A 21,173-nucleotide genomic window follows, 5' to 3' on the forward strand; every position below is an offset into this window, starting at 1 on the left:
CGGCGATGATCACAAGACAACGGCTGGCGGCGGGAGTCTGTGCTCTGCTCGCCGCCCTCGCGGCCGGGATCGCGTTTCCCGGCGGAGCCGTCGCCGACGAGACACAGACGGCCGCTCCGAAGGTCGAACTCGTGCTGGACGTCAGCGGTTCGATGCGGGCCCGGGACATCGACGGCGACTCCCGGATGGCCGCGGCGAAGCAGGCGTTCAACGAGGTGCTGGACGCGACCCCGCAGGAGGTCCAGCTCGGCATCCGCACGCTGGGCGCCAACTACCGCGGCAACGACCGCAAGGAGGGCTGCAAGGACACCGCGCAGCTCTACCCGGTGGGCCCGCTGAACCGGACCGACGCGAAGACCGCGGTGGCCACGCTGCAGCCCACCGGCTGGACGCCGATCGGGCCGGCGCTGCTGAAGGCGGCGGACGATCTGAACGGCGGTGACGGCACCCGCCGTATCGTCCTGATCAGCGACGGCGAGGACACCTGCCAGCCGCTCGACCCGTGCGAGGTGGCCCGCGAGATAGCCGCCAAGGGCATCGGGCTGACCATCGACACGCTCGGTCTGGTGCCGGACGCCAAGACCCGTGACCAGCTCAGCTGCATCGCGGACGCCACCGGCGGCACCTACACCGACGTACGGCACAAGGAGCAGCTGAGCAGCCGGGTCGGGCAGTTGGTCGACCGGGCGGCCGATCCGGTGGTGACGCCGGTGGCCACCGAGGGCGCCGCCCAGTGCGAGAAGGCGCCGGCACTGAAGTCCGGGCTGTACACCGACCGCGAGGAGTTCGGTCAGCAGCGCTGGTACAAGGTCGCCGTCGACCCCGGCAAGGAGCTGCGCGCCTCGGTGAGCGTGGCCGACGACCGTGCCGTGGGACCGAATTACGGCGTGCTGCTGCGGGCGGTGACCGAGCACGGACGCGAGATCGTCCGCGGTGAGGCCGCCGGCACAGGCCGTACCGATGTGATCTCCACGGGTCTGCGCTATCCGAAGGCCGGCAGCGACGACGACAACGCGCCCGCGGAGACGGTGTGTCTGCAGGTCACCAACTCCTTCGCGGCCGCCGCCGGAGTCAAGACCACGCCGGGCCTGCCGCTGGAGCTGACCGTCGACGTCGTCGACGGGCCCTCGGGCCATCATGACGTGGCGTCCTTCGGCCTCGGCCGCGGCTGGTGGCTGCTGGGCACGCTGGTGCTGATCGGCTTCGTGGCGGGTGTGCTGTGGGGCTGGCTGTCGCGCTGGCGGGTGGCGATCTGGAGGACGAACTGATGCGGATCACTCGTGTACTGGGCGGCGCGCTGCTGGCGCTGGGCCTGGGGGCCGGGCCGGCCGCCGCCGACACCCCGAGCCCTTCGCCGAGCACCTCCGCCGACGGCTCGGCGCCCACCAAGGCGGGCACCTCCTTCCGGACGGCGACGGAGCTGGAGCAGGGGCAGCAGGCCACCGCGTCCGCCTCCACCGGTGACTACATGTACTGGTCGTTCCCGGCGGACATCGGCCGGCGACCCACCGTCAAGGCGACGGTGAAGCTCCCCCGGACGCACGGCGCGCAGACCTGGCAGCTCGACGTGTACGACGGGCTGCGGCGCCGGCAGGCCTGTCAGTACGGCGCCAACACCCGTACCGCCGTGCAGGACGCCCCCTCGGCCGAGCTGACCTGTGTGCTGCGGACGGTGCGCGGCTGGGCGGAACCGTGGGCCGATGACCCGTTGCCGGGCACGTACTACATCCGGCTGACCGTCGTGGATCTCGGCGCCACCGACCTCGGTCAGCCGGTGAGCGCCGAGGTGCGCGCCGACACCGTGGACATCGGCGGTGCGGCCGCGGCCGACGGCTCGCTGGGCAAGCCGCTGGTGCCCGGTATCGCCGTCACGTCCGCGGAGAAGACGGACGGTTCGAAGACGGCCGTGCTGTCGAGCTTCGGCTCGCACGACGGCTGGTCCTCCGGCTGGTGGTCCGACCGGTGGGTGTGGACCGGGATCGGGGCCGTGCTGGCGGCGCTCGCCGGGATCGGCGGCTATGCGCTGACGCGGGGCTCGGGACGGCCGTCGCGGGTGCCGCCGGGCGTCTGACCCGACCGCGTCGAAGGCCCGCCTGCCAGGCGGGCCTTTTCCGTTCTCACGCCTCTTCCGCTCTCACGCCTCTTCCGTTCTCATGCCTCGCGCAGCGCCTTGGCCAGGGTGCCGTCCCCCGTCACCGTCACCCGCCCGAGCCGTACCGCCTCCGTCAGGTCCAGCTCGCCTGTGGCCACCGCCGCGCAGGTCGCCGCGTCCAGCGTCAGGCGGGCGTCGGCCTCGCCGGGCGCGGGTCCGTCGCCGTACACCGGGCCCTGCTCGGCGCCGACCCGCAGATGGAAGTCCCCCTCCTCCAGCCGGACCTCGACCAGCCCCTGCCCGTCCAGGCCGCGCAGCAGCGGCAGCGCGAACCAGTGCGCGCGGACCGCGTCGGTCGGCCGCCGCTCCCCCAGCTCGCTCTCGCCCCAGCGGCCCAGCGCCTGCAGTACGGGCAGCAACTCCCGCCCGCGTCCGGTCAGTTCGTAGACGTAGGCCGCGCCCGGCGGGGGCAGCCGGCGCCGGGTGGTGAGGCCGCCCTGCTCCATGTCCTTCAGCCGGGAGGCGAGGACGTCCGTGCTCACGCCGGGCAGGTCCGCGTGCAGGTCCGTGTACCGGCGGGGACCGGCCAGCAGCTCCCGGACGATCAGCAGGGTCCAGCGGTCGCCCACGAGGTCGAGGGCGCGGGCTGCGGAACAGTACTGGTCGTAGCTTCGGCGTGATGGCATGCGACGCAGTCTAGACATGTTGTTGGACTTTCCAAGCTCCCACTTGGTAAAACCAAGCAACACGAGTTTCCGGAGGGACGCATGGAGTTCCGGCAGTCGAACAAGCTCAGCGAGGTCTGTTACGAGATCCGCGGCCCGGTGATCGAGCACGCCAACGCGCTGGAGGAGGCGGGGCACAGCGTGCTGCGCCTGAACACCGGCAACCCCGCGGCCTTCGGTTTCGAGGCGCCCGAGGAGATCCTCCAGGACATGATCCGGATGCTGCCGCAGGCCCATGGCTACACCGACTCGCGCGGCATCCTCTCCGCCCGCCGGGCGGTCGCCCAGCGCTACCAGAACCTGGGTCTGGAGGTGGGCGTCGACGACGTGTTCCTCGGCAACGGCGTCTCGGAGCTGGTCTCCATGGCCGTGACCGCGCTGGTCGACGACGGCGACGAGATCCTGATCCCCGCTCCGGACTTCCCGCTGTGGACGGCCGCGACGACGCTGGCCGGCGGCAAGGCCGTGCACTACCTGTGCGACGAACAGGCCGACTGGAACCCGGACCTGGCCGACATGGCCTCGAAGATCACGGACCGCACCAAGGCCGTCGTCATCATCAACCCCAACAACCCCACGGGCGCGGTGTATCCGAAGGAGGTCGTCGAGGGCATCCTCGACCTGGCCCGCCGGCACGGCCTGATGGTGTTCGCCGACGAGATCTACGACCAGATCCTGTACGACGATGCCGTGCACCACTCGGCCGCGTCCCTCGCCCCCGACCTGGTCGTCCTCACCTTCTGCGGCTTGTCGAAGACGTACCGGGTGGCCGGCTTCCGCTCCGGCTGGCTGGTGGTGACCGGCCCCCGGCAGCACGCGAAGGACTATCTGGAGGGTCTGACCATGCTGGCCTCCATGCGCCTGTGCGCCAACGCCCCCGCCCAGTACGCCATCCAGGCCGCGCTCGGCGGCCGCCAGTCCATCCGCGACCTGACGCTGCCCGGCGGCCGGCTGTACGAGCAGCGCGAGGTCGCCTGGGAGAAGCTCAACGAGATCCCCGGCGTGTCCTGCGTGAAACCCAAGGGCGCGCTGTACGCCTTCCCGCGCATCGACCCCAAGGTGCATGCGATCCACGACGACGAGAAGTTCGTCCTGGACCTGCTGCTGCGCGAGAAGATCCAGGTGGTCCAGGGCACCGGTTTCAACTGGCCCTCCCCCGACCACTTCCGCATCCTCACCCTGCCACACGCGGAGGATCTGGAGGCGGCGATCGGCCGGATCGGCCGGTTCCTCAGCGGATACCGGCAGTAGCGGCGACGGCGAACGGCGTCGATGGAGGTACGGACCGCGCACTTGTGCGAAGATCGCCCCTCATGATCTGACCACGGGGAGCAAGTGTGTTGTCGTACCGAATGCGTTGGACGGCCGTGGCGGTGGCCGCGCTGTGCGGGGCCGCGACCGGACTCGCGGCCCCGGCCGCCCAGGCGGCGTCGCCCGTGCCGCCCGGCCCCTCCGCCGGACAGGAGGCCCGAGACGCGGCCCGGTTCTGGACCGCGCAGCGCATGGCCGGCGCACGGCCGCTGGACGGCCTGCGCAAGGCACCGGACGGTGGCCGGCAGTCGGTCGCGGCCGCGGGCCGGCCCCAGGGCACCCTGTTCCCGGGGACGCGGCTCGTCGGGACGTTCTTCGGATCCGACGGCCCCAGCGGCACCACCTGGCACTGCACCGGCAGCGTGATCGACACCAAGGCGCGCAACATCGTCCTCACGGCCGCCCACTGCGCGCTGAGCATGAAGGGCGACTACGTCTTCGTCCCCAAGTTCGTGAAGGGCGCGAGCCCGGACCGGCAGCCGTACGGGATCTTCCACATCCAGCGGCTGTTCACCGACCCCCGCTATGTGCCCGACAAGGGGTCGAGCACCACGAAGAAGCCCGTGTCGGACCTGGACACCACGTTCGCCAGGGTCTCGGCCAACCAGCGCGGCCAGTCCCTCCAGGACGCGGTCGGCGGCGGACTGACCTTCACCCCCGCCGGCGGCTACACCCACAAGAACGTGACCGTCGTCGGCTACCCCTCCTCCAAGCACAACAGCGCCGGAAGCGCCGTCAAGTGCACGGTGCCGACCCAGCAGCTGCCCGGCTACCGGCAGATGTCGATGACCTGCGGCGGCTACTACGGCGGCGTGTCCGGCAGCCCGTGGATCACCGACTACAAGGACGACGCGCAGACCGGCCATGTCATAGGCAACCTCGGCGGCTACAACGGCGGCGGCAACGACGCCGACGTCGACTACATCAGCTACGCCCCCGCCTTCGGCGACGACGCCGCGAACCTCCTCGCCGAGGCGGTGGCGAACCAGACCCCGCGCACCGACCTGCCGCCCTACAAGGGATACCAGGACCCGCTGCCGGGCGGCGCGGCCCGGTGGCAGAAGGCCGCGCTGCTGACCAGTGCCGACTACACCGGCGACGGGCTCGGCGATCTGTTCGTCGTCTGGTCCGACGGCGGGGTCACCCTGTACGCCGGCGACGGCAAGGGCGGGTTCGGGGCGGAGCAGCGGCTGCTGAAGGCCAACACCACCTGGACACACGCCCGCACCCTCGCCGCCGGCGACTTCACCGGCACCGGCCACCCCGGCCTCCTGGTGCGCTGGTCCGACGGCGAGACCACCCTGTACCCGCAGGTCGGCACCTCCGGCCTGGGCCGGGAGATACAGATGGCCGCCCCCCGCTCCGCGTGGACGAACGCCGTACAGTTCGCCGCCGGGCAGTTCGACGGCGGCAAGGGCTCGACCGACCTGCTCGTCCGCTGGTCCGACGGCCGGCTGACCCTCTACACCGGGGTCGGCGCCGGCGGCTTCGGCACCGGACGGCAGCTCCAGGCGGCGAACGGCACCTGGACCAAGGCCGCCCTGCTGACCGGCGGGACCTTCGGCACGGCCGCCGGACTGCTGGTGCGCTGGACGGACGGCTCCCTCGACACCTACACCGGCACCTCCGCCGCCGGACTCGGCGTCAGGCACCGGCTGGCCGGCCCGAACGGCCTGTGGCCGCACGCCCAGGCCCTGACCACCGGCGACCTCACCCCCGACCACACCGGCGATGACCTGGCCGTGCGCTGGTCCGACGGCGAGACCACGCTGTACGCCGACACCGGCGCCACGTCCCTCGGCACCGAGAACACCCTGGTCACCCCCGGCACCTGACCCGCACGGGCACCGGGGAATGCCCGGCGCCGGCCGTCCGTTGACGATCTCCGACGGACAGTCCGTCACCGGACAGGGGGAACACAGATGACGATCGCCGTGCACGGAACGGTCGCGGAGGGATTCGAGGGCGTACGCGAGGAGTTCGCTTCGGTACTCGCCGGGGAACGGGACGATCCGGGCGCGCAGCTCGTGGTGTACCGGCACGGACGGCGCGTGGTGGACCTGTGGGGCGGCGACGGCATCGACGGGGATTCGCTGACGTCGCTGTACTCCATCGCCAAGGGCGCAGCCCACCTCGTCGTCGCGCTTCTGGTGCAGGACGGCGTGCTGGACCTCGACCGTGCGGTGGCCGCGTACTGGCCCGAGTTCGGCACCCATGGCAAGGACCGGCTGACACTGGGCGAACTGCTGGAGCACCGGGCCGGACTCGTCGGCGACGCCGAACAGCCCTTCACCGTCGAGGAACTGGCCGACGACCGGATCACCGCGGCCCGGCTGGCGGGGCGCAGGCCGCTGTGGGAGCCGGGCACCGCCTGGGGCTATCACGCGTTCGTCATCGGCGCCCTCACCGGCGAGGTGGTGCGCCGGGTGACCGGACGGTCCGTCCAGGAGCTGTTCGAGGAGCGGATCCGGGCGCCGTACGGCCTGGACTACCACCTGGGCCTGCCGGCGGCGGCCGAGGCACGCTGGGTGGACGTGCAGCCGCTGGTGCCGACCGCCGAGGAGGCCGCGCTGCTGAAGGAGCGGGCGGCGGCCCCGGACAGCATCCGGGGCATCGCCTTCAACGCGCACGCCCCGGCGCCGCTCGACCTGGTGGCCTTCGGCAATCACCCCCGGGTGAAGGCGCTCGGGCCGGCGTCGTCGGGCGGGGTGGGCAACGCGCGCGGTGTCGCCCGGATGTTCGCGGCCGCCGTCAGCACCGTGGACGGCAGGCCGCCGCTGCTCACGCCCGCGACCGCGGCCGACTTCGCCGCGCTGCGCACCCCGGGCGGGCCGGACCTGGTCACCGGCATGGACGACCACTTCGCGCGTGGCTTCGAGCACACGCCCGCGATCTTCCCGTTCCTCGCCCCCGGCACCTTCGGACACAGCGGCGCGACCGGCTCGCTGGGCTTCGCCGACCCGGCGAACGGCATCGCGTACGGCTACACCCGGCGCCGCTTCGGTTTCCCCTCGGGGGTGGGCGCGGCCCTGGAGAACGGCCGTCTGGCGCAGTCCGTCCTGCGGGCGGCCGCCGCCCTGTGACACCGTGCTGACAGGCGAGCGGGAAGGGCGCTGACGTGGGTGACCTCTTTCTCGTCCGGCACGGTGAGACCGAGTGGTCGCGGTCCGGACGGCACACCGGCTGGACCGACGTACCCCTCACCGAGCACGGGCGGGAGGAGGCGCGCCGGCTGGTGCCGCTGATCCGCTCGCACCGGATCGGGGCCGCGTTCGTCAGCCCCCTGCAGCGCGCCCGGGAGACCGCCGAGCTGATCGGGATCGATGACGCCCGGGTCGACACCGACCTGCGCGAATGGGACTACGGCGGGTACGAGGGCGTGACCACCGTGGAGATCCAGCGGAGCCGGCCCGGCTGGTTCCTGTTCACGGACGGGGTCGCGCCGGGGCCGCCGGAGCATCCGGGCGAGAGTCCGGAGCAGGTCGGCGAGCGCGCCGACCGGATGCTGGCCAAGGCCGACGCCGCCCTCGCCAACACCGAGGGAGTCGTCGTCCTGATCGCCCACGGCCACTTCCTGCGGGTCCTCACCGCCCGCCGCCTCGGCCTCCCGCCCCGGCACGGGGCGCTGTTCCAGCTGGCGACGGGGGCGCTGGGCCGGCTGGGCACGGAGCACAACCGGCCGGTGGTGGCGGGCTGGAACATCCGGCCGCCGGCGTAAGCGGCCGGACCGGGGCCCGCGTACCGCGTCCTGGGGCATTGTCAGACCCGGACCGTACTCTTCGGATGGGGCGTCTTCCGGGCGGCCCGGGTGAGGGGCGGGAGCGGAGGGAGCGCGCTGTGAGCCGACCGCCGAGCGCCGCGCAGCGGCGTGTGATCGAGGGCGCCGATCCGGTCACCGGGCGGCTGCGCGGCACCCCGGCGCAGCTGGCGGCGCTGGTGAAGCACGGGCTGGCCTTCCGGCACCCGCGACCGCCGCACGACCACTTCCTGACCCCGGCGGGCCATCGGATACGGCAGGCCGCGCCCGAGGAGAGCGCGCACCGGCCCGCGCCGGACGGGGGCGTGTTCGTGGCGCGGGCCGGCGGCGACGGGGAGCCGGCGGCGGACGGTGTGGCGCGGCCGCGTGAGGTGCACAGCGCCTGGCAGGGACTGCTGGAGCTGCGCCGGATGACCAATCCGGACGGCGCCGTGGACCGGCCGTGCGGCTGGGAGCGCACGCATCTGGTGCGGGCCGCCGCACTCGCCCTGGAGGCGGCCGGGCACCGTCCGGCGAGCGGGGACGCGGACGGGTACCGGGTGCGCGCGACCCCGCAGCCGGAGGCGGTCGCCGTGTACGCACCGGACACCGCGAGCCTCGCGGCCTGCGCGGCCACGCTGGAGCGCGCGGGCTGGCAGCCGGGCGAGTACACCGAGCCGCGGACGAGAGCCCGCTATCTGCTGGCCTCACCGCGCCGGGTGTGACGGCGTGCCAGGATCGGAGAGGCAGTGTGCCGTCCAGAGATGGGGGAGCTTGTGAGTGAGCCGTTTTCCGTGCCCGTGACCGTCCGCGGCTACGAGACCGATGTACAGGGTCATCTGAACCAGGCGGTGTACATCAACTACGCGGAGCACGCCCGTTGGACTTTACTCAAGGCGGCCGGACTGACCCAGGCCGAGCTGATAGGCCAGGGGGTCGGGCCGGTGACGCTGGAGACGACGATCCGCTATCGGCATGAGCTGCTCGCCGGTGACGAGGCCGATGTGACCTGCGGGTTCGAGTGGGGTGAGGGCAAGACCTTCCGGATCGTGCAGGAGGTCCGCAGAGCGGACGGCACGGTGGCGGCCGAGATCGTCGCGGTCTGCGGTCTGCTGGACCTCAAGCAGCGAAAGCTGGTCCCCGACCCGGGCAAGGCATTCAGGGAACTGGCCGCCGACCCGGGCCTGTTCGGCTTCTAGGGCGTGGGCTCGTCGCCGCGGAGGGGCACGGGTACCTGGTTGAAGCCGTAGTAGAGGGCCAGCAGGCCGTGGGCGGCCAGCGTGAGGGGGGCGGAGACGAAGGCAAGGGCCACGGTCAGGGGGTAGCCGAGGGAGCCCAGCGCGAACCGTGGCCGGGTCGCCCGGGCCGCCGTGGCGTCCACGCGCGGGTCGAAGAGGTGGCCGGTGCGGGTGAGGTGCCACCACAGGGCCTGGAAGGTGAGCGCCATGGCGACCATGACCAGGCTGTAGACCGCGGCGGCCGCGTGCGAGGCGGTGCCCTCGCGCAGATACTCGGCGAGCATGGCGGTCGGCCAGGGCACGGCGGCCACGACCAGCAGGAGCAGCAGGTTCAGGAACATCAGCGGCCGGTCGACCCGGACGACGTAACTGAACACCTGGTGGTGGTTCACCCACATGATGCCGATGACCAGGAAACTCACCACATAGGCGGCGTACGACGGCCACTGCGCGCCGATCGCCGTCCACAGGCCGCCGTGGTCACCGGCTTTGGGCACCTTGATGTCCAGGATGAGCAGCGTGATGGCGATGGCGAACACGCCGTCGCTGAAGGCCTCGACACGGCCGGACTCGTTCATGGGCATGTGCTCAAGACTGCCCGATCGACAGGCGCGGGGGCACGGCAGGTGTCGCGCCTGCCGTGTCCCGGGCGGGTGTTCAGTGGGCCGGTGTGAGTTCCTGGCCCGCCTCCATCGGATGGGTGACGTCCTCGGCCTCCTTGCTCCTGCCGAGGTGGTTGAAGACGAGGTTGAGCAGGACGGCGGTGACGCAGCCGGTGGAGATGCCCGAGTCCAGGACGATCCTGGCGGTCTCCGGGAAGGCGTGGTAGAAGGCCGGCGCGGTGATCGGGATGATGCCGACCGCGAGGGAGACGGCGACGATGAGGACGTTGTTGTCCTTCTCCAGTCCGGCCCGGACCAGGGTCTGGATGCCGCTCGCGGCGACCGAGCCGAACAGGACGACGCCGGCGCCGCCGAGGACCGGACGGGGGACGGCCGCGATGAGCGAGGCGGCCATCGGACACAGACCCATCAGGACCAGGAAGCCGCCGCCCACGGCCACCACGAACCGGCTGCGGATCCGGGTCATGGCGACCAGTCCGATGTTCTGGGCGAAGGCGCTGCACATGAAGCCGTTGAACAGCGGGCTGAGGGCGGAGCCGAGGGTGTCGGCGCGCAGGCCGGCCGCGATGGTCCGCTCGTCCGCCGGACGTTCGACGATCTCGCCGAGCGCCAGCATGTCGGCCGTGGACTCGGTCATGGAGACGACCATGACCACGCACATCGACAGGATCGCCGCGATGTGGAAGGTGGGGGCGCCGAAGTGGAACGGCGTCGGGAAGCCGATGACGTCGGCGTGCGCGACGGGGCTGAAGTCGGTGGCGCCGAAGGGTATCGCGAGGAGCGAGCCGAGGATCAGGCCGAGCAGGACGGCGATCTGCTTGACGAAGCCGCGGGTGAAGCGGCGCAGCAGCAGGACGATGAGGAGGGTGCAGCCGGCCAGGGTGAGGTTGGTCGTCGAACCGTAGTCGTGCGCGGCGGGGTTCGGGCCCTGGGCCCAGCCGAAGGCGACGGGGAGCAGGGAGACACCGATCAGGGTGATGACCGAGCCGGTGACGACGGGCGGGAAGAAGCGGACGGCCTTGCTGAAGAAGGGGGCGGCGAGGAAGCCGAGGAGGCCGGCCACGATGACCGCGCCGAAGATCATCGGCAGGGCGTCGGACTTGTCCTTGGCGGAGGCGACGATCGCCGTCATGGGGGCGACACCGGCGAAGGTGACGCCGTTGACGAAGGGCAGCCGGGCGCCGATCTTCCAGAAGCCGAGGGTCTGCAGGAAGGTGGCGAGCCCGGCGGTGAACAGACAGGCTCCGGTGAGGAAGGTGAGATCGGTGGCGGACAGGCCTACGGCCGCGCCGACGATCAGGGGTGGGGCGACGACTCCCGCGTACATGGCAGCCACATGCTGCAGTCCGCTGGTCGCCATTTTGAGGGCGGGGAGTTTCTCGTCTACTGGATGGGCGGCCACGGCGGCTCCTCCGGTCGGGTAACGCGTCGTCTACGCGGGTTTCATGGAGGTGGTGCAAGTGGTCTGGGGGCACCCCCGGCTCGAGCGAAGTCGAGAGTTGGGGGAGGGACCGGGGACGGGGTGGCGCTGAGCGGCGGAGCGGTGACCGTTCCGGGGCGCGTGTATCCGACACGCGCCCCGGAGCGGCTGCCGTGGACCCCGCTCGGGTCCACGGACCCCGGCCGAGAGCCGTCCCTCCCGGCCGGAGTGCTTTCCGGCGAGCCGCCCGTACCGGGCGACCGCCATGTTTTCCGGCGAGCCGCCTGTACGCGGCGACCGCCAGGTCTGTGGAGTTGGTCCGGTGGGCCGGCCGTGGGAGCGGCCGGCCTCGCGTCGGCGGGGATCAGGCCTGGGCGGCGATCCGGGCGAGGCGCTGGGCCTCCTCGCGGGTGGAGCGGGCGATGGCGTCCTCGTCGACGGTGACCAGACGGCCGTTGTCGACGATCTGCTCGCCGTTGACGAAGGACGCGGTGACGGGGGCCGCCGCACCGAAGACCAGCGCGGTCACCGGGTCGGCGATGGAGGCGTGGGCGAGGGTGTCCATCTTCCACAGCACCACGTCGGCCAGCTTGCCGGGCTCCAGCGAGCCGATCTGGTCGGCGCGGCCGAGGACCTGGGCGCCGCCGTGGGTGCCGAGCCGCAGTGCCTGGCGGGCGTTCAGAGCGGCCTCGCGGTGGGCGCCGAGGCGGTTGATCAGCAGCGCGTTGCGCAGTTCGGTGTGGAGTTCGCCGGACTCGTTGGACGCGGTGCCGTCGACGCCGAGGCCGACCGGGACGCCGGCCCGGAGCATGTCGGGGACCCGGGCGATACCGGCGGCGAGGCGGGCGTTGGACGAGGGACAGTGGGCGACACCGGTCCTGGTCCGGCCGAAGGCGGCGATGTCGGAGTCGTTCATGTGGACGCAGTGCGCCATCCACACGTCCTCACCGAGCCAGCCGGTGGACTCGAAGTAGTCCGTCGGGCCCATGCCGAACAGTTCGTGGCAGAACTTCTCCTCCTCCACCGTCTCCGAGCCGTGGGTGTGCAGCCGTACGCCGAGGCGGCGGGCCAACTCGGCGCCCTGCCTGAGGAGTTCGGTGGAGACGGAGAACGGGGAGCAGGGGGCCACGGCCACCTGGGTCATGGCGTCGAAGGAGGCGTCGTGGTGCTGCTTGACGGTCTCCTCGGTCGCCGCGAGCGCGCCCTCCAGGGTCTCCACGGCGAAGTCCGGCGGCAGGCCGCCGTCCTTCTCGCTGCGGTCCATCGAGCCACGGGCCAGCGTGAAGCGGACGCCCATCTCGGCGGCGGCGCGGATGATCGAGCCGGACAGGTCGCCGGAGCCGTGCGGGTAGACGTAGTGGTGGTCCATGGCGGTGGTGACACCGCCGCGGGCCATCATGGCGAGGGAGCCCTGCGCGGCCGCGTACGTCATCTGCTCGTCGATGCGCGCCCAGGTGGGGTAGAGCGCGACGAGCCAGTTGAACAGGTTGTGGTCGGTGGCCAGGCCCCGGGTGATCCACTGGTAGAAGTGGTGATGGGTGTTGACCAGACCGGGCGTGGCCAGATGGCCGCTCGCGTCGATCCGGCGCACCACGTTCTCCAGGCCCTCGGGGGCCTGGCCCGCGCCGATCGACTCGATGCGGTTGCCGGCGATGACGAGATACCCGGAGGCGTACTCGGCGTCGCCCGCGTCCACGGTGGCGATCGCGCAGTTCTCGATGACGATGCGCTGGGCTGCCGATGCTGCCATGGTGCTTCCTTGTCTTTCAGTGGCGGCCCGTGGACCGAAGGGGTGTCCACGAGGAGGGCACGGCAGGACCCTAGGAGGATTTGAGTGCCGGGGCGGGGCTGCCGCTCCGGGTGCCGAGATGATGGAAGAGCAGGTTCAGCAGGACGGCGACGAGCGCGCCCGCGCTGATGCCGGAACCGAGCACGGTCCGCGCCCAGGCCGGGGCTTCGGTCGACCCCTGTGCAGGCTGTGCCATGGGGATCCCTCCGGTGTTGCGAGTCCCCGGCCCGGGTGGCGGGACCGGGGACACGCGTCCCTCGTCAGAGGTTGGTCATGTCGACCGGGATCTTCGGCTCACAGCCGTCCCGGAGGATGGTCGCCTCGATCAGGCCGTAGGGCCGGTCGGCGGCGTAGTAGACCTCGTTGTCGTTCTTGAGCCCGAAGGGCTCCAGGTCGACCAGGAAGTGGTGCTTGTTCGGCAGCGAGAAGCGGACCTCGTCGATCTCGCTGCGGTTGTTGATGATGCGCGAGCCCATCTGGTACAGCGTCTGCTGCAGGGAGAGGGAGTACGTCTCGGCGAAGGCCTGGAGCATGTGCTTCTTGACCTGCTCGTAGGACTTCTCCCAGTTGGGCATCCGCTGCTCGTCGTCGGTCCAGTTGAACCGCCAGCGGCCGGAGACCTGGGTGGCCAGGATGCGGTCGTACGCCTCCTGGAGGGTCGTGTACTTGTCCTTGACGTAGCCCCAGAACTCGGAGTTCGTCGAGTTCATCACGACCAGGTCCTTGAGGCCGGAGACGACCTCCCACTTCGCACCGTCGTAGGTGACCTGGGTGACGCGGGTCTCCTGGCCCTTGCGGACGAAGGAGTGGTTGACCTCGTCCGCGCCGATGAACTTGGAGTTGGCGTCGGAGGTGGCGATCCGCTCCCAGGCGTACTCCTCGATACGGATCCGGGCCGTCTTGATCGGCTCCTGCGAGGTGACGAAGTGGCGGGCGAGATGGATGCCGAACTGCTCGGCGGACTCGATGCCGTACTCCTTGGCGAACGCGAACACCGTGTTCTTGGTGGTGTCGGTCGGCAGGACGTTGGCGTTGGAGCCGGAGTAGTGGACCTCGTCCATGTCGCCGCTCAGGGCGACGGAGACATTGAGGTCCTTGATGTGGTGGGTGGCGCCGTCCCGCGTGATCTTTACGACTCGGTTCTCGGCCTTGCCGTACTGGTTCTGTCCCAGAATGGTGGGCATTTAGCTAGCTCCCTCGGTAAACGGAGTAGCCGAACGGGTTGAGCAGCAGCGGCACGTGGTAGTGCTCCCCGGGCTGCACGGCGAATGTGATCGCCACCTCGGGGAAGAACACGTCACCGCTGTCCCGATTCGCGGGGGCGTCCTGCTGCGCATCGGCTTGCTTCTTCGCACTGTGTGCTTCGAAATACGACTCGACGGCGAAGTCGAGCCGTACGTGTGTGGTGCCCTGCGGCAGTGCCGGCAGGTCCTTGCACCGGCCGTCGGCGTCGGTCGCCGAGCCGCCGAGCGTCTGCCACTGCGCGTCACGCCCGCCGCGGGCGGAGAGCTGGATGGCGACGCCCTCGGCGGGGCGGCCGATCGAGGTGTCCAGGATGTGGGTGGACACGGAGGCGGTGGTGCTGGTGCTCATGGTGTCAGGCGTCCTCTTCGACGAGTCGGGCCAGTCGGATGCGGTTGATCTTGCCCAGCTCGGTGCGGACGATCTCCCGTTCCTGCTCCGGCGCGTTGCCGATCCGCTCCTTGACCGCGTCGCGCATCTGCTCACCGGTGCGCCCGGTGGCGCAGATCAGAAACACATGGCCGAACTTCTCCTGGTAGGCCAGGTTCAGTTCGAGCATCTCGGCCTTGAGCGCCTCGGCGGCGCCGGCCATGCCGGCCTGCTCCCGCGCGGAGGTGGGGTCGCCGGGCTTGGGACGGCCGATCGGCGGGTGCCCCGCCATGGCCTCCGCGAGGTCCGGCGTGGTCAGCTCGGCCATGGCGGCGTCACTGGCCGCGTAGAGGTCCTCGCGGGTGGCGTAGGGGCGGGCGGCGAGCAGTCGCCGGGCCCACTCGGCGGAGGCACACGCCTCATGGAGGGCGGCGAGAGCCGCGCGCTCCTCCAGATCATTGAACCGGGCCAGACCCGGGGGCGTGGAAGTCGAAGTCACGGGAGCCTCCGTGGCCGGATTCGGCCTTCGTGCTGAAGCGGGCTGCCGATAGCTAACGCTCCCGGAAACGCCACGTCAACACTTTGTTGAAAATTCCGCGTAACAAGCAGGGCGGCTCCGGGGCCCTCCCGTCGCCCCGCCGCCGTGGCCGATCAGGCGCCCTTCTCCCGGTTGAGATAGTTGTAGACCGTGAAACGGCTGACGCCGAGCGCGCCCGCCACGGTCTCCACACCGTGCCGTACGGCGAAGGCGCCCCGCGCTTCCAGCGTACGCACGATCCCCTGTTTGGCCTTGCGGTCCAGATCGGCCAGCGGCCGGCCCTGGCGGCGCTCCATGGCGGCCAGGATGTGATCGAGGGAGTCGGCGAGCTGGGGCAGGCGCACGGCGACGGCGTCGACGCCCTCCCAGGCGAGGACGACATCCTCGGGGCCGGCCTCGTCCGGCGGGATCAGCTCCCCGCCCATGGCGTCGACCAGCGGCTTCACGGCCGTGATGAAGGGCTCGTCCCCGGTCATCTCTCCCCCTCCCCGATGCCGATCACATTGACCTGGAGCGAGATCCGGGTGGCGCCGGCCTGCAGGCTCTTGCGCAGCAGCGCGTCAACGGCGTCGAGCACACGGTCGGCGCCGCCCTCGGCCGTGTTGCCGAACGGGCCGACATCGACGGCGTCCAGTTCGGCCGTCTCGATGACCTCCCGCGCCACCAGGGCGTGCGCGGGTGCCTCGTCCAGGTCGAAGGGTTCGGTCGTGAACTCCACTCTCAATCGCACGCGCACAACCTAGCGCCCGGCGGCACTTTTCGGGCACCCGGCGACCGACCCCCCTTGACAAGCGCCGACACACGACGGCAATCTTCCATTAAGCAGAAACGAACTTCCGCAATATGGAATCTCGACTACGGAAGGGAGCGCGGCCCGAATGGGATTCGCAGACCAGCGCTTCAACGTCAACCTGTCGATCCTCTTCACGGAACTCCCGCTCCTGGAGCGCCCCGCGGCCGCCGCCGCGGCGGGCTTCACGGCGGTCGAGCTGTGGTGGCCCTGGGTCGACGCCCCCACCCCCGAGCAGTCCGAGCTCGACGCCCTGAAGAAGGCGATCGAGGACGCGGGCGTCCGGCTCACGGGCCTGAACTTCTACGCCGGACAGCTGCCGGGCCCGGACCGCGGCGCCCTGTCGGTCCCCGGTGCGGAGTCGGACCGGTTCCGCGCCAACATCGACGTGGCCATCGCCTTCGCCCAGTCCCTCGGCTGCACGACGTTCAACGCCCTGTACGGCAACCGTGTCGACGGCGTGGACCCGGCCGAGCAGGACGCGCTCGCCCTGGAGAACCTGGTCCTCGCGGCCCAGGCGGTCGGCCGGGTCGGCGGGACCGTCCTGATCGAGGCCCTCAACCGGCCCGAGTCGCCGAAGTGCCCGATCGTGAGCGCGCCCGAGGCGATCGAGATCGTGGACAAGGTCAACGAGGCGACGGGCCTCGGGAACGCGAAGTTCCTGATGGACCTGTACCACCTGTCCATGAACGGCGAGGACCTGCCCTCGGCCATCGAGCAGTACGCCGCCAAGACCGGTCATGTCCAGATCGCGGACAACCCCGGCCGCGGCGCCCCCGGCACGGGCTCGCTCCCGCTGGAGGAGCTGCTCGACCAGCTGACGAAGGCCGGTTACGACGGCTGGGTGGGCCTGGAGTACAAGCCGGGCGACCGCCCGAGCGCCGAGTCCTTCGACTGGCTGCCGCGCGCAGCACGCGCCGCCCGCTGAACCCCCCGACTTTGCAGAGCAGTTGAGAGAGGCACCCCCATCATGAGCAACCTCGCAGATTCTTCCCGCGCGACCCGCCCGGCGATTGCGTGGATCGGCCTCGGCATCATGGGCTCCCCCATGTCCGAGAACCTGATCAAGGCGGGTTACAGCGTCACCGGCTTCACCCTGGAGCAGGACAAGCTGGACCGCCTGGCCGCCGCCGGCGGCACCGCGGCCCCCTCGATCGCCGAGGCCGTGCGCGACGCCGACGTGATCATCACCATGGTGCCCGCGTCCCCGCACGTCGAGGCCATCTCCTACGGCCCCGAGGGCATCCTGGAGAACGCCCGGCAGGGCGCCCTGCTGATCGACATGTCCTCGATCACCCCGCAGACCTCGATCGACCTGGCGAAGGCCGCCAAGGACAAGGGCATCCGGGTGCTCGACGCCCCGGTGTCCGGCGGTGAGGCCGGCGCCGTGGAGGCCGTGCTGTCGATCATGGTCGGCGGCGAGCAGGCCGACTTCGACATCGCCAAGCCGATCTTCGACGCCCTCGGCAAGACCATCGTGCTGTGCGGTCCGCACGGCTCCGGCCAGACCGTGAAGGCGGCCAACCAGCTGATCGTCGCCGTGAACATCCAGGCGTGCGCCGAGGCCGTGGTCTTCCTGGAGAAGTCGGGCGTGGACCTCGCGGCCGCGCTGGACGTCCTCAACGGCGGCCTCGCGGGCTCGACCGTGCTGACGCGCAAGAAGGACAACTTCCTCAGCCGCGACTTCAAGCCGGGCTTCCGCATCGACCTGCACCACAAGGACATGGGCATCGTGACCGACGCCGCCCGCAACGTCGGTGCCGCGCTGCCGGTCGGCGCCGTGGTCGCACAGCTGGTCGCCTCGCTGCGCGCCCAGGGCGACGGCGGCCTGGACCACTCGGCCCTGCTGCGGGCCGTGGAGCGCCTCTCCGGCGCCCAGGTCTGACCCACAGAGCTTCCGGGCGGCGTCGCCGCTGACACCTGTCCTGTCGCGCCCAGGCGCCGGCGCCGCCCGGAATCACCTTCAGATCCACTTCAACAAACTGTTGACGTTCGGATTGCCCACTTCTAGGCTCCACAAGACTTCTAGGCTCCACAAAGCGGAAGAAGATTTCCGCTGCCATCCGCACGGAAGGTCCACGATGTCGAAGCGCGTGCTCACGACAGAGGCCGGCGCCCCGATCGCCGACAACCAGAACTCCGCATCCGCCGGCGTCGGCGGCCCGCTCCTGCTCCAGGACCAGCAGCTCCTGGAGAAGCTCGCGCGCTTCAATCGCGAGCGGATCCCGGAGCGCGTGGTGCACGCCCGTGGCTCCGGCGCGTACGGCCACTTCGAGGTGACCGACGACGTCACCGGCTTCACCCACGCCGACTTCCTGAGCGAGATCGGCAAGCGCACCGAGGTCTTCCTGCGCTTCTCCACGGTCGCCGACTCCCTCGGCGGCGCGGACGCGGTCCGTGACCCGCGGGGCTTCGCGCTGAAGTTCTACACCGAGGAGGGCAACTACGACCTCGTCGGCAACAACACCCCGGTGTTCTTCATCAAGGACCCGATCAAGTTCCCCGACTTCATCCACTCGCAGAAGCGGGACCCGTTCACCGGCAAGCAGGAGCCGGACAACGTCTGGGACTTCTGGGCGCACGCCCCCGAGGCCACGCACCAGGTGACCTGGCTGATGGGTGACCGCGGTATCCCGGCGTCGTACCGGCACATGAACGGCTACGGCTCGCACACCTACCAGTGGACGAACGCCGAGGGCGAGGCCTTCTTCGTCAAGTACCACTTCAAGACGAACCAGGGCATCCGCTGCCTGTCCGCCGAGCAGGGCGCCGAGCTGGCCGGCAAGGACGCCAACTCGCACCAGACCGACCTGCTGCAGGCCATCGAGCGCGGAGTGCACCCGTCCTGGACGCTGTACGTCCAGATCATGCCGGCGGCCGAGGCGGCGGACTACCGCTTCAACCCGTTCGACCTGACCAAGGTCTGGCCGCACCAGGACTACCCGCTGCAGCGGGTGGGCCGGCTGGTCCTCGACCGCAACCCGGACAACGTCTTCGCCGAGGTCGAGCAGGCCGCGTTCTCCCCGAACAACTTCGTTCCGGGCATCGGCCCCTCCCCCGACAAGATGCTCCAGGGCCGGCTGTTCGCCTACGCGGACGCCCACCGCTACCGCCTGGGCGTCAACCACACCCTGCTCGCCGTGAACGCCCCCAAGGCGACCACCGCGCAGAACTACGGCCGCGACGGCTTCATGGCGGTCAACGGCCAGGGCCGCGGCGCCAAGAACTACGAGCCGAACTCCTACGACGGCCCGGCGGAGACCGGCCGCCCGCTGTCCGCCCCGCTGGCGGTGTCGGGCTACACGGGCAACCACTCCGCCCCGCTGCACACCAAGGACGACGACTTCTTCCAGGCGGGCGAGCTGTACCGCCTGATGTCGGAGGAGGAGAAGTCCCGCCTCGTCGCGAACATCGCCGGCGGCCTCTCGCAGGTCTCCCGCGACGACGTGATCGAGAAGAACCTGGCCCACTTCCACGCCGCCGACCCCGAGTACGGCAAGCGCGTGGAGGAGGCGGTCCGCGCCCTGCGCGAGGACTGAGACAGGTAACCCGCAAGCAGCGTACGGAATCTGACAGGAGGTCAGGATTCCGTACGCGGCCCGCGCGACATGCCGTACGGCCCGGATGAGGGGTGGTCTACGGCGGTGGGCGCGGGCAGGGCGAGGACCGCGGCGGCATGCGAGCCAGTGCGGTGGTGAAGGACCGAGGCCCCTTCTCGACCTGAGGGAAGGGGCTCCCGGTTCCGTCGCATCCGCCGCGGTCCCACCCAGTCCCCCGCAACGGGGGCCACACACTCCGTCCGGCGGCGCGAACGACCTGTCGCGCCCAGCCTCGTGCCGTCGGACGGCCATCACCCGAGAACGCTCCCTGCGCCGGCTCGACACCGCCGGCGAGGGAGCGTTCGGCGTTGCCGGGCGGTCCGGGTCCCGATGCCGCACTCCTCCCGGGTGCTCGTGCGGTGCATGTGACGGAGAACGGTGCGCTACACCACTGACAGTCACCGGCGTGCGCTTCGTCGCCCCGCGACGCACGCTGAAGGCATGGGCAATCCGACGCACTTCCCGCACATCGTGGTCCACTCCCCCGCCCTGGACGGCTCCCGGCGGGTCACCGAGGGGGACGTGACCCTGGGGATCGCCTCGCATCTGGACGACGTCGTGGAGATCCTGCGGCTGGCCGATCTGGACCGCATCGAGGTGGAGGAGAGCGATCTCATCGAGTGGCAGGGCGGCGGCCCCGACGACTGGCCGGGACTGTCGGAGCACGAGCTCTAGGGCGTCGGGCGGCAGGCGGGACTTTCGCAACATGCCCTAGCGGGTGGGCGGGCGAAGCGTCGCGGTTCACCCGGTATCGATTGCTAGTCTCGTCCCTCTATCGATCTTGATCGCAGGGGGAGCAGACTGTGCGCAGTGCCGCCGTGACGCCCGGGGGCGATCAGATCCGGTGGGTTGAGCTACCGGGGCAGGAGCCGCCGCGTGTCTATGTGCATGGGTTGGGTTCTACGTCGCCTGCCTACTTCACGGAGGTCGCGGTTCATCCTCTGCTGGCCGGCCGCCGTTCCCTGTTGATCGACCTGTTGGGTCATGGCATCAGCGACCGGCCGACGGACTTCGACTACACGCCGGAGTCACATGCCGATGCGCTTGCTGCGGCCTTGACCTCGGCGGGTGTCACGGGCGCCGAGCTGATCGCGCACAGCATGGGCGGCTCCGTGGCCATCGTCCTGGCCGCCCGCCACCGCCACCTGGTCTCCCGGCTGGTCCTGGTCCACGCCAATCTCGACCCGATCCCGCCCACGCCCGGCGCGACAGGCAGCAGAGGCATCGCCGCCTACTCCGAGGAGGAGTTCCTGGCGGGCGGCTGGGAAGAGGTCCGCGACCGGGCCGGTGCTCACTGGTGGTCCACGATGCGCCTGGCCGGCCGGGAAGCCCTGCATCGCAGCGCGGTCCACCTCGCCCGCGGCACCGTCCCCACCATGCGTGAGCTGTTGCTGGACTTGAGGATTCCCCGCACCTACCTGCTGCCCCAGGCCGACGGCCCGCTCCCGGGCGCCGATGCCCTCACCGAAGCCGGGGTGTCCGTCGTGGCGATCCCGGATTGCGGACACAACATCATGCTGGACAACCCGGAAGCCTTCGTGAGAGCCACCGTGGCGGCGCTCACGGACCGAGACCGGGATTGAGCAGGCCGCGCGCCGCGAACACTGCTCGGCGTCCCGCAAGCCATCCAGATCGCGGAGTTGAGCAGGGTACGCAAGACTGGTCGAAGGGCATCCTGACCGGCGCGGAGACAAGGAAAAA

General features: G+C 70.8%; 22 protein-coding genes and 1 pseudogene. 13 read left to right on the forward strand and 10 right to left on the reverse strand.

The window, feature by feature from the left end:
- Positions 1-5: 5 nt before the first annotated feature.
- Entirely contained in the window at positions 6-1,268 is a 1,263-nt protein-coding gene (locus tag IE277_RS09365; RefSeq protein WP_189950441.1) for a VWA domain-containing protein, read from the forward strand.
- Entirely contained in the window at positions 1,268-2,071 is an 804-nt protein-coding gene (locus IE277_RS09370) for a hypothetical protein (RefSeq protein ID WP_189950443.1), read from the forward strand. Before IE277_RS09365 ends, IE277_RS09370 begins: the two co-directional genes overlap by 1 nt.
- An 80-nt stretch (positions 2,072-2,151) precedes the next feature.
- Here IE277_RS09370 and IE277_RS09375 read toward each other — a convergent pair whose 3' ends face one another.
- A complete protein-coding gene (locus IE277_RS09375; protein ID WP_189950445.1) occupies positions 2,152-2,778 on the reverse strand; it encodes a winged helix-turn-helix transcriptional regulator in 627 nt (208 codons plus the stop codon).
- An 81-nt stretch (positions 2,779-2,859) separates the two neighbouring features.
- Between IE277_RS09375 and IE277_RS09380 the strand changes: the two genes are divergently transcribed.
- The 6 genes from IE277_RS09380 (at position 2,860) to IE277_RS09405 (ending at position 9,063) form a co-directional block, all read left to right on the forward strand.
- A complete protein-coding gene (locus tag IE277_RS09380; RefSeq protein ID WP_189950447.1) occupies positions 2,860-4,068 on the forward strand; it encodes a pyridoxal phosphate-dependent aminotransferase in 1,209 nt (402 codons plus the stop codon).
- An 86-nt stretch (positions 4,069-4,154) separates the two neighbouring features.
- Positions 4,155-5,963 (forward strand): FG-GAP repeat domain-containing protein, encoded by a 1,809-nt coding sequence (locus tag IE277_RS09385; RefSeq protein WP_229881067.1) that lies wholly within the window; start codon positions 4,155-4,157, stop codon positions 5,961-5,963.
- Positions 5,964-6,050: 87 nt separating this feature from the next.
- Positions 6,051-7,211, forward strand: a complete 1,161-nt coding sequence (locus IE277_RS09390) for a serine hydrolase domain-containing protein (protein ID WP_189950449.1) — start codon at positions 6,051-6,053, stop codon at positions 7,209-7,211.
- Between the two features lie 35 nt (positions 7,212-7,246).
- Positions 7,247-7,846, forward strand: a complete 600-nt coding sequence (locus IE277_RS09395) for a histidine phosphatase family protein (RefSeq protein ID WP_189950451.1) — start codon at positions 7,247-7,249, stop codon at positions 7,844-7,846.
- 119 nt (positions 7,847-7,965) lie between these two features.
- On the forward strand, positions 7,966-8,589 hold the full coding sequence (locus tag IE277_RS09400) for a hypothetical protein (protein ID WP_189950452.1): 624 nt from the start codon (positions 7,966-7,968) through the stop codon (positions 8,587-8,589).
- Positions 8,590-8,640: 51 nt separating this feature from the next.
- Positions 8,641-9,063: an acyl-CoA thioesterase gene (locus tag IE277_RS09405; RefSeq protein ID WP_189950454.1), complete on the forward strand. Its 423-nt coding sequence runs from the start codon at positions 8,641-8,643 to the stop codon at positions 9,061-9,063.
- Here the strand turns inward: IE277_RS09405 and IE277_RS09410 are convergent.
- From IE277_RS09410 to IE277_RS09450, 9 genes and pseudogenes are all read right to left on the reverse strand, one after another.
- The gene (locus tag IE277_RS09410; protein WP_229881069.1) at positions 9,060-9,686 is read right to left on the reverse strand and encodes a TMEM175 family protein; all 627 of its coding nucleotides are present in this window, start codon (positions 9,684-9,686) and stop codon (positions 9,060-9,062) included. The two genes, IE277_RS09405 and IE277_RS09410, sit on opposite strands and share 4 nt — an antisense overlap.
- Positions 9,687-9,759: 73 nt before the next feature.
- On the reverse strand, positions 9,760-11,127 hold the full coding sequence (locus IE277_RS09415; protein ID WP_189950456.1) for a nucleobase:cation symporter-2 family protein: 1,368 nt from the start codon (positions 11,125-11,127) through the stop codon (positions 9,760-9,762).
- Between the two features lie 382 nt (positions 11,128-11,509).
- Positions 11,510-12,895, reverse strand: coding sequence for an 8-oxoguanine deaminase (locus tag IE277_RS09420; protein WP_189950458.1), 1,386 nt, complete (start codon positions 12,893-12,895; stop codon positions 11,510-11,512).
- A gap of 70 nt (positions 12,896-12,965) precedes the next feature.
- A pseudogene (locus tag IE277_RS09425) lies at positions 12,966-13,142 on the reverse strand (purine permease); the annotation flags it as partial.
- A 52-nt stretch (positions 13,143-13,194) separates the two neighbouring features.
- Positions 13,195-14,118, reverse strand: a complete 924-nt coding sequence (gene pucL, locus IE277_RS09430; RefSeq protein WP_189950460.1) for a factor-independent urate hydroxylase — start codon at positions 14,116-14,118, stop codon at positions 13,195-13,197.
- Positions 14,119-14,122: 4 nt separating this feature from the next.
- Positions 14,123-14,527, reverse strand: a complete 405-nt coding sequence (gene uraH / locus IE277_RS09435) for a hydroxyisourate hydrolase (RefSeq protein ID WP_189950462.1) — start codon at positions 14,525-14,527, stop codon at positions 14,123-14,125.
- Between the two features lie 4 nt (positions 14,528-14,531).
- Positions 14,532-15,044, reverse strand: coding sequence for a 2-oxo-4-hydroxy-4-carboxy-5-ureidoimidazoline decarboxylase (gene uraD, locus IE277_RS09440; protein WP_189950464.1), 513 nt, complete (start codon positions 15,042-15,044; stop codon positions 14,532-14,534).
- Positions 15,045-15,196: 152 nt separating this feature from the next.
- A complete protein-coding gene (locus IE277_RS09445; protein WP_189950466.1) occupies positions 15,197-15,559 on the reverse strand; it encodes a helix-turn-helix domain-containing protein in 363 nt (120 codons plus the stop codon).
- Positions 15,556-15,813, reverse strand: coding sequence for a YkoF family thiamine-binding protein (locus tag IE277_RS09450; protein ID WP_189950468.1), 258 nt, complete (start codon positions 15,811-15,813; stop codon positions 15,556-15,558). Before IE277_RS09450 ends, IE277_RS09445 begins: the two co-directional genes overlap by 4 nt.
- A 148-nt stretch (positions 15,814-15,961) precedes the next feature.
- Here IE277_RS09450 and IE277_RS09455 point away from each other — a divergent pair, with 148 nt between their 5' ends.
- The 5 genes from IE277_RS09455 to IE277_RS09475 all read left to right on the forward strand — a co-directional run bounded on the left by IE277_RS09455 (position 15,962) and on the right by IE277_RS09475 (position 21,055).
- On the forward strand, positions 15,962-16,801 hold the full coding sequence (locus IE277_RS09455) for a TIM barrel protein (RefSeq protein WP_189950470.1): 840 nt from the start codon (positions 15,962-15,964) through the stop codon (positions 16,799-16,801).
- A gap of 42 nt (positions 16,802-16,843) precedes the next feature.
- Positions 16,844-17,758, forward strand: a complete 915-nt coding sequence (locus IE277_RS09460; RefSeq protein WP_189950472.1) for a 2-hydroxy-3-oxopropionate reductase — start codon at positions 16,844-16,846, stop codon at positions 17,756-17,758.
- Positions 17,759-17,954: 196 nt separating this feature from the next.
- Positions 17,955-19,412, forward strand: a complete 1,458-nt coding sequence (locus tag IE277_RS09465; RefSeq protein WP_189950474.1) for a catalase — start codon at positions 17,955-17,957, stop codon at positions 19,410-19,412.
- 501 nt (positions 19,413-19,913) lie between these two features.
- Positions 19,914-20,147 (forward strand): hypothetical protein, encoded by a 234-nt coding sequence (locus IE277_RS09470; RefSeq protein ID WP_189950476.1) that lies wholly within the window; start codon positions 19,914-19,916, stop codon positions 20,145-20,147.
- A gap of 128 nt (positions 20,148-20,275) precedes the next feature.
- Positions 20,276-21,055 (forward strand): alpha/beta fold hydrolase, encoded by a 780-nt coding sequence (locus IE277_RS09475; protein ID WP_189950478.1) that lies wholly within the window; start codon positions 20,276-20,278, stop codon positions 21,053-21,055.
- Positions 21,056-21,173: the final 118 nt, after the last annotated feature.

This window comes from Streptomyces alanosinicus (assembly GCF_014650595.1).
Taxonomy (GTDB): domain Bacteria; phylum Actinomycetota; class Actinomycetes; order Streptomycetales; family Streptomycetaceae; genus Streptomyces; species Streptomyces alanosinicus.

Coding starts and splice junctions, on each gene's coding strand:
- IE277_RS09365 (WP_189950441.1), top strand. CDS start 6: ATGATCACAAGACAACGGCTGGCGGCGGGAGTCTGTGCTCTGCTCGCC.
- IE277_RS09370 (WP_189950443.1), top strand. CDS start 1,268: ATGCGGATCACTCGTGTACTGGGCGGCGCGCTGCTGGCGCTGGGCCTG.
- IE277_RS09375 (WP_189950445.1), bottom strand. CDS start 2,778: ATGCCATCACGCCGAAGCTACGACCAGTACTGTTCCGCAGCCCGCGCC.
- IE277_RS09380 (WP_189950447.1), top strand. CDS start 2,860: ATGGAGTTCCGGCAGTCGAACAAGCTCAGCGAGGTCTGTTACGAGATC.
- IE277_RS09390 (WP_189950449.1), top strand. CDS start 6,051: ATGACGATCGCCGTGCACGGAACGGTCGCGGAGGGATTCGAGGGCGTA.
- IE277_RS09410 (WP_229881069.1), bottom strand. CDS start 9,686: ATGCCCATGAACGAGTCCGGCCGTGTCGAGGCCTTCAGCGACGGCGTG.
- IE277_RS09420 (WP_189950458.1), bottom strand. CDS start 12,895: ATGGCAGCATCGGCAGCCCAGCGCATCGTCATCGAGAACTGCGCGATC.
- pucL (WP_189950460.1), bottom strand. CDS start 14,118: ATGCCCACCATTCTGGGACAGAACCAGTACGGCAAGGCCGAGAACCGA.
- uraH (WP_189950462.1), bottom strand. CDS start 14,527: ATGAGCACCAGCACCACCGCCTCCGTGTCCACCCACATCCTGGACACC.
- IE277_RS09445 (WP_189950466.1), bottom strand. CDS start 15,559: ATGACCGGGGACGAGCCCTTCATCACGGCCGTGAAGCCGCTGGTCGAC.
- IE277_RS09455 (WP_189950470.1), top strand. CDS start 15,962: ATGGGATTCGCAGACCAGCGCTTCAACGTCAACCTGTCGATCCTCTTC.
- IE277_RS09460 (WP_189950472.1), top strand. CDS start 16,844: ATGAGCAACCTCGCAGATTCTTCCCGCGCGACCCGCCCGGCGATTGCG.
- IE277_RS09465 (WP_189950474.1), top strand. CDS start 17,955: ATGTCGAAGCGCGTGCTCACGACAGAGGCCGGCGCCCCGATCGCCGAC.
- IE277_RS09470 (WP_189950476.1), top strand. CDS start 19,914: ATGGGCAATCCGACGCACTTCCCGCACATCGTGGTCCACTCCCCCGCC.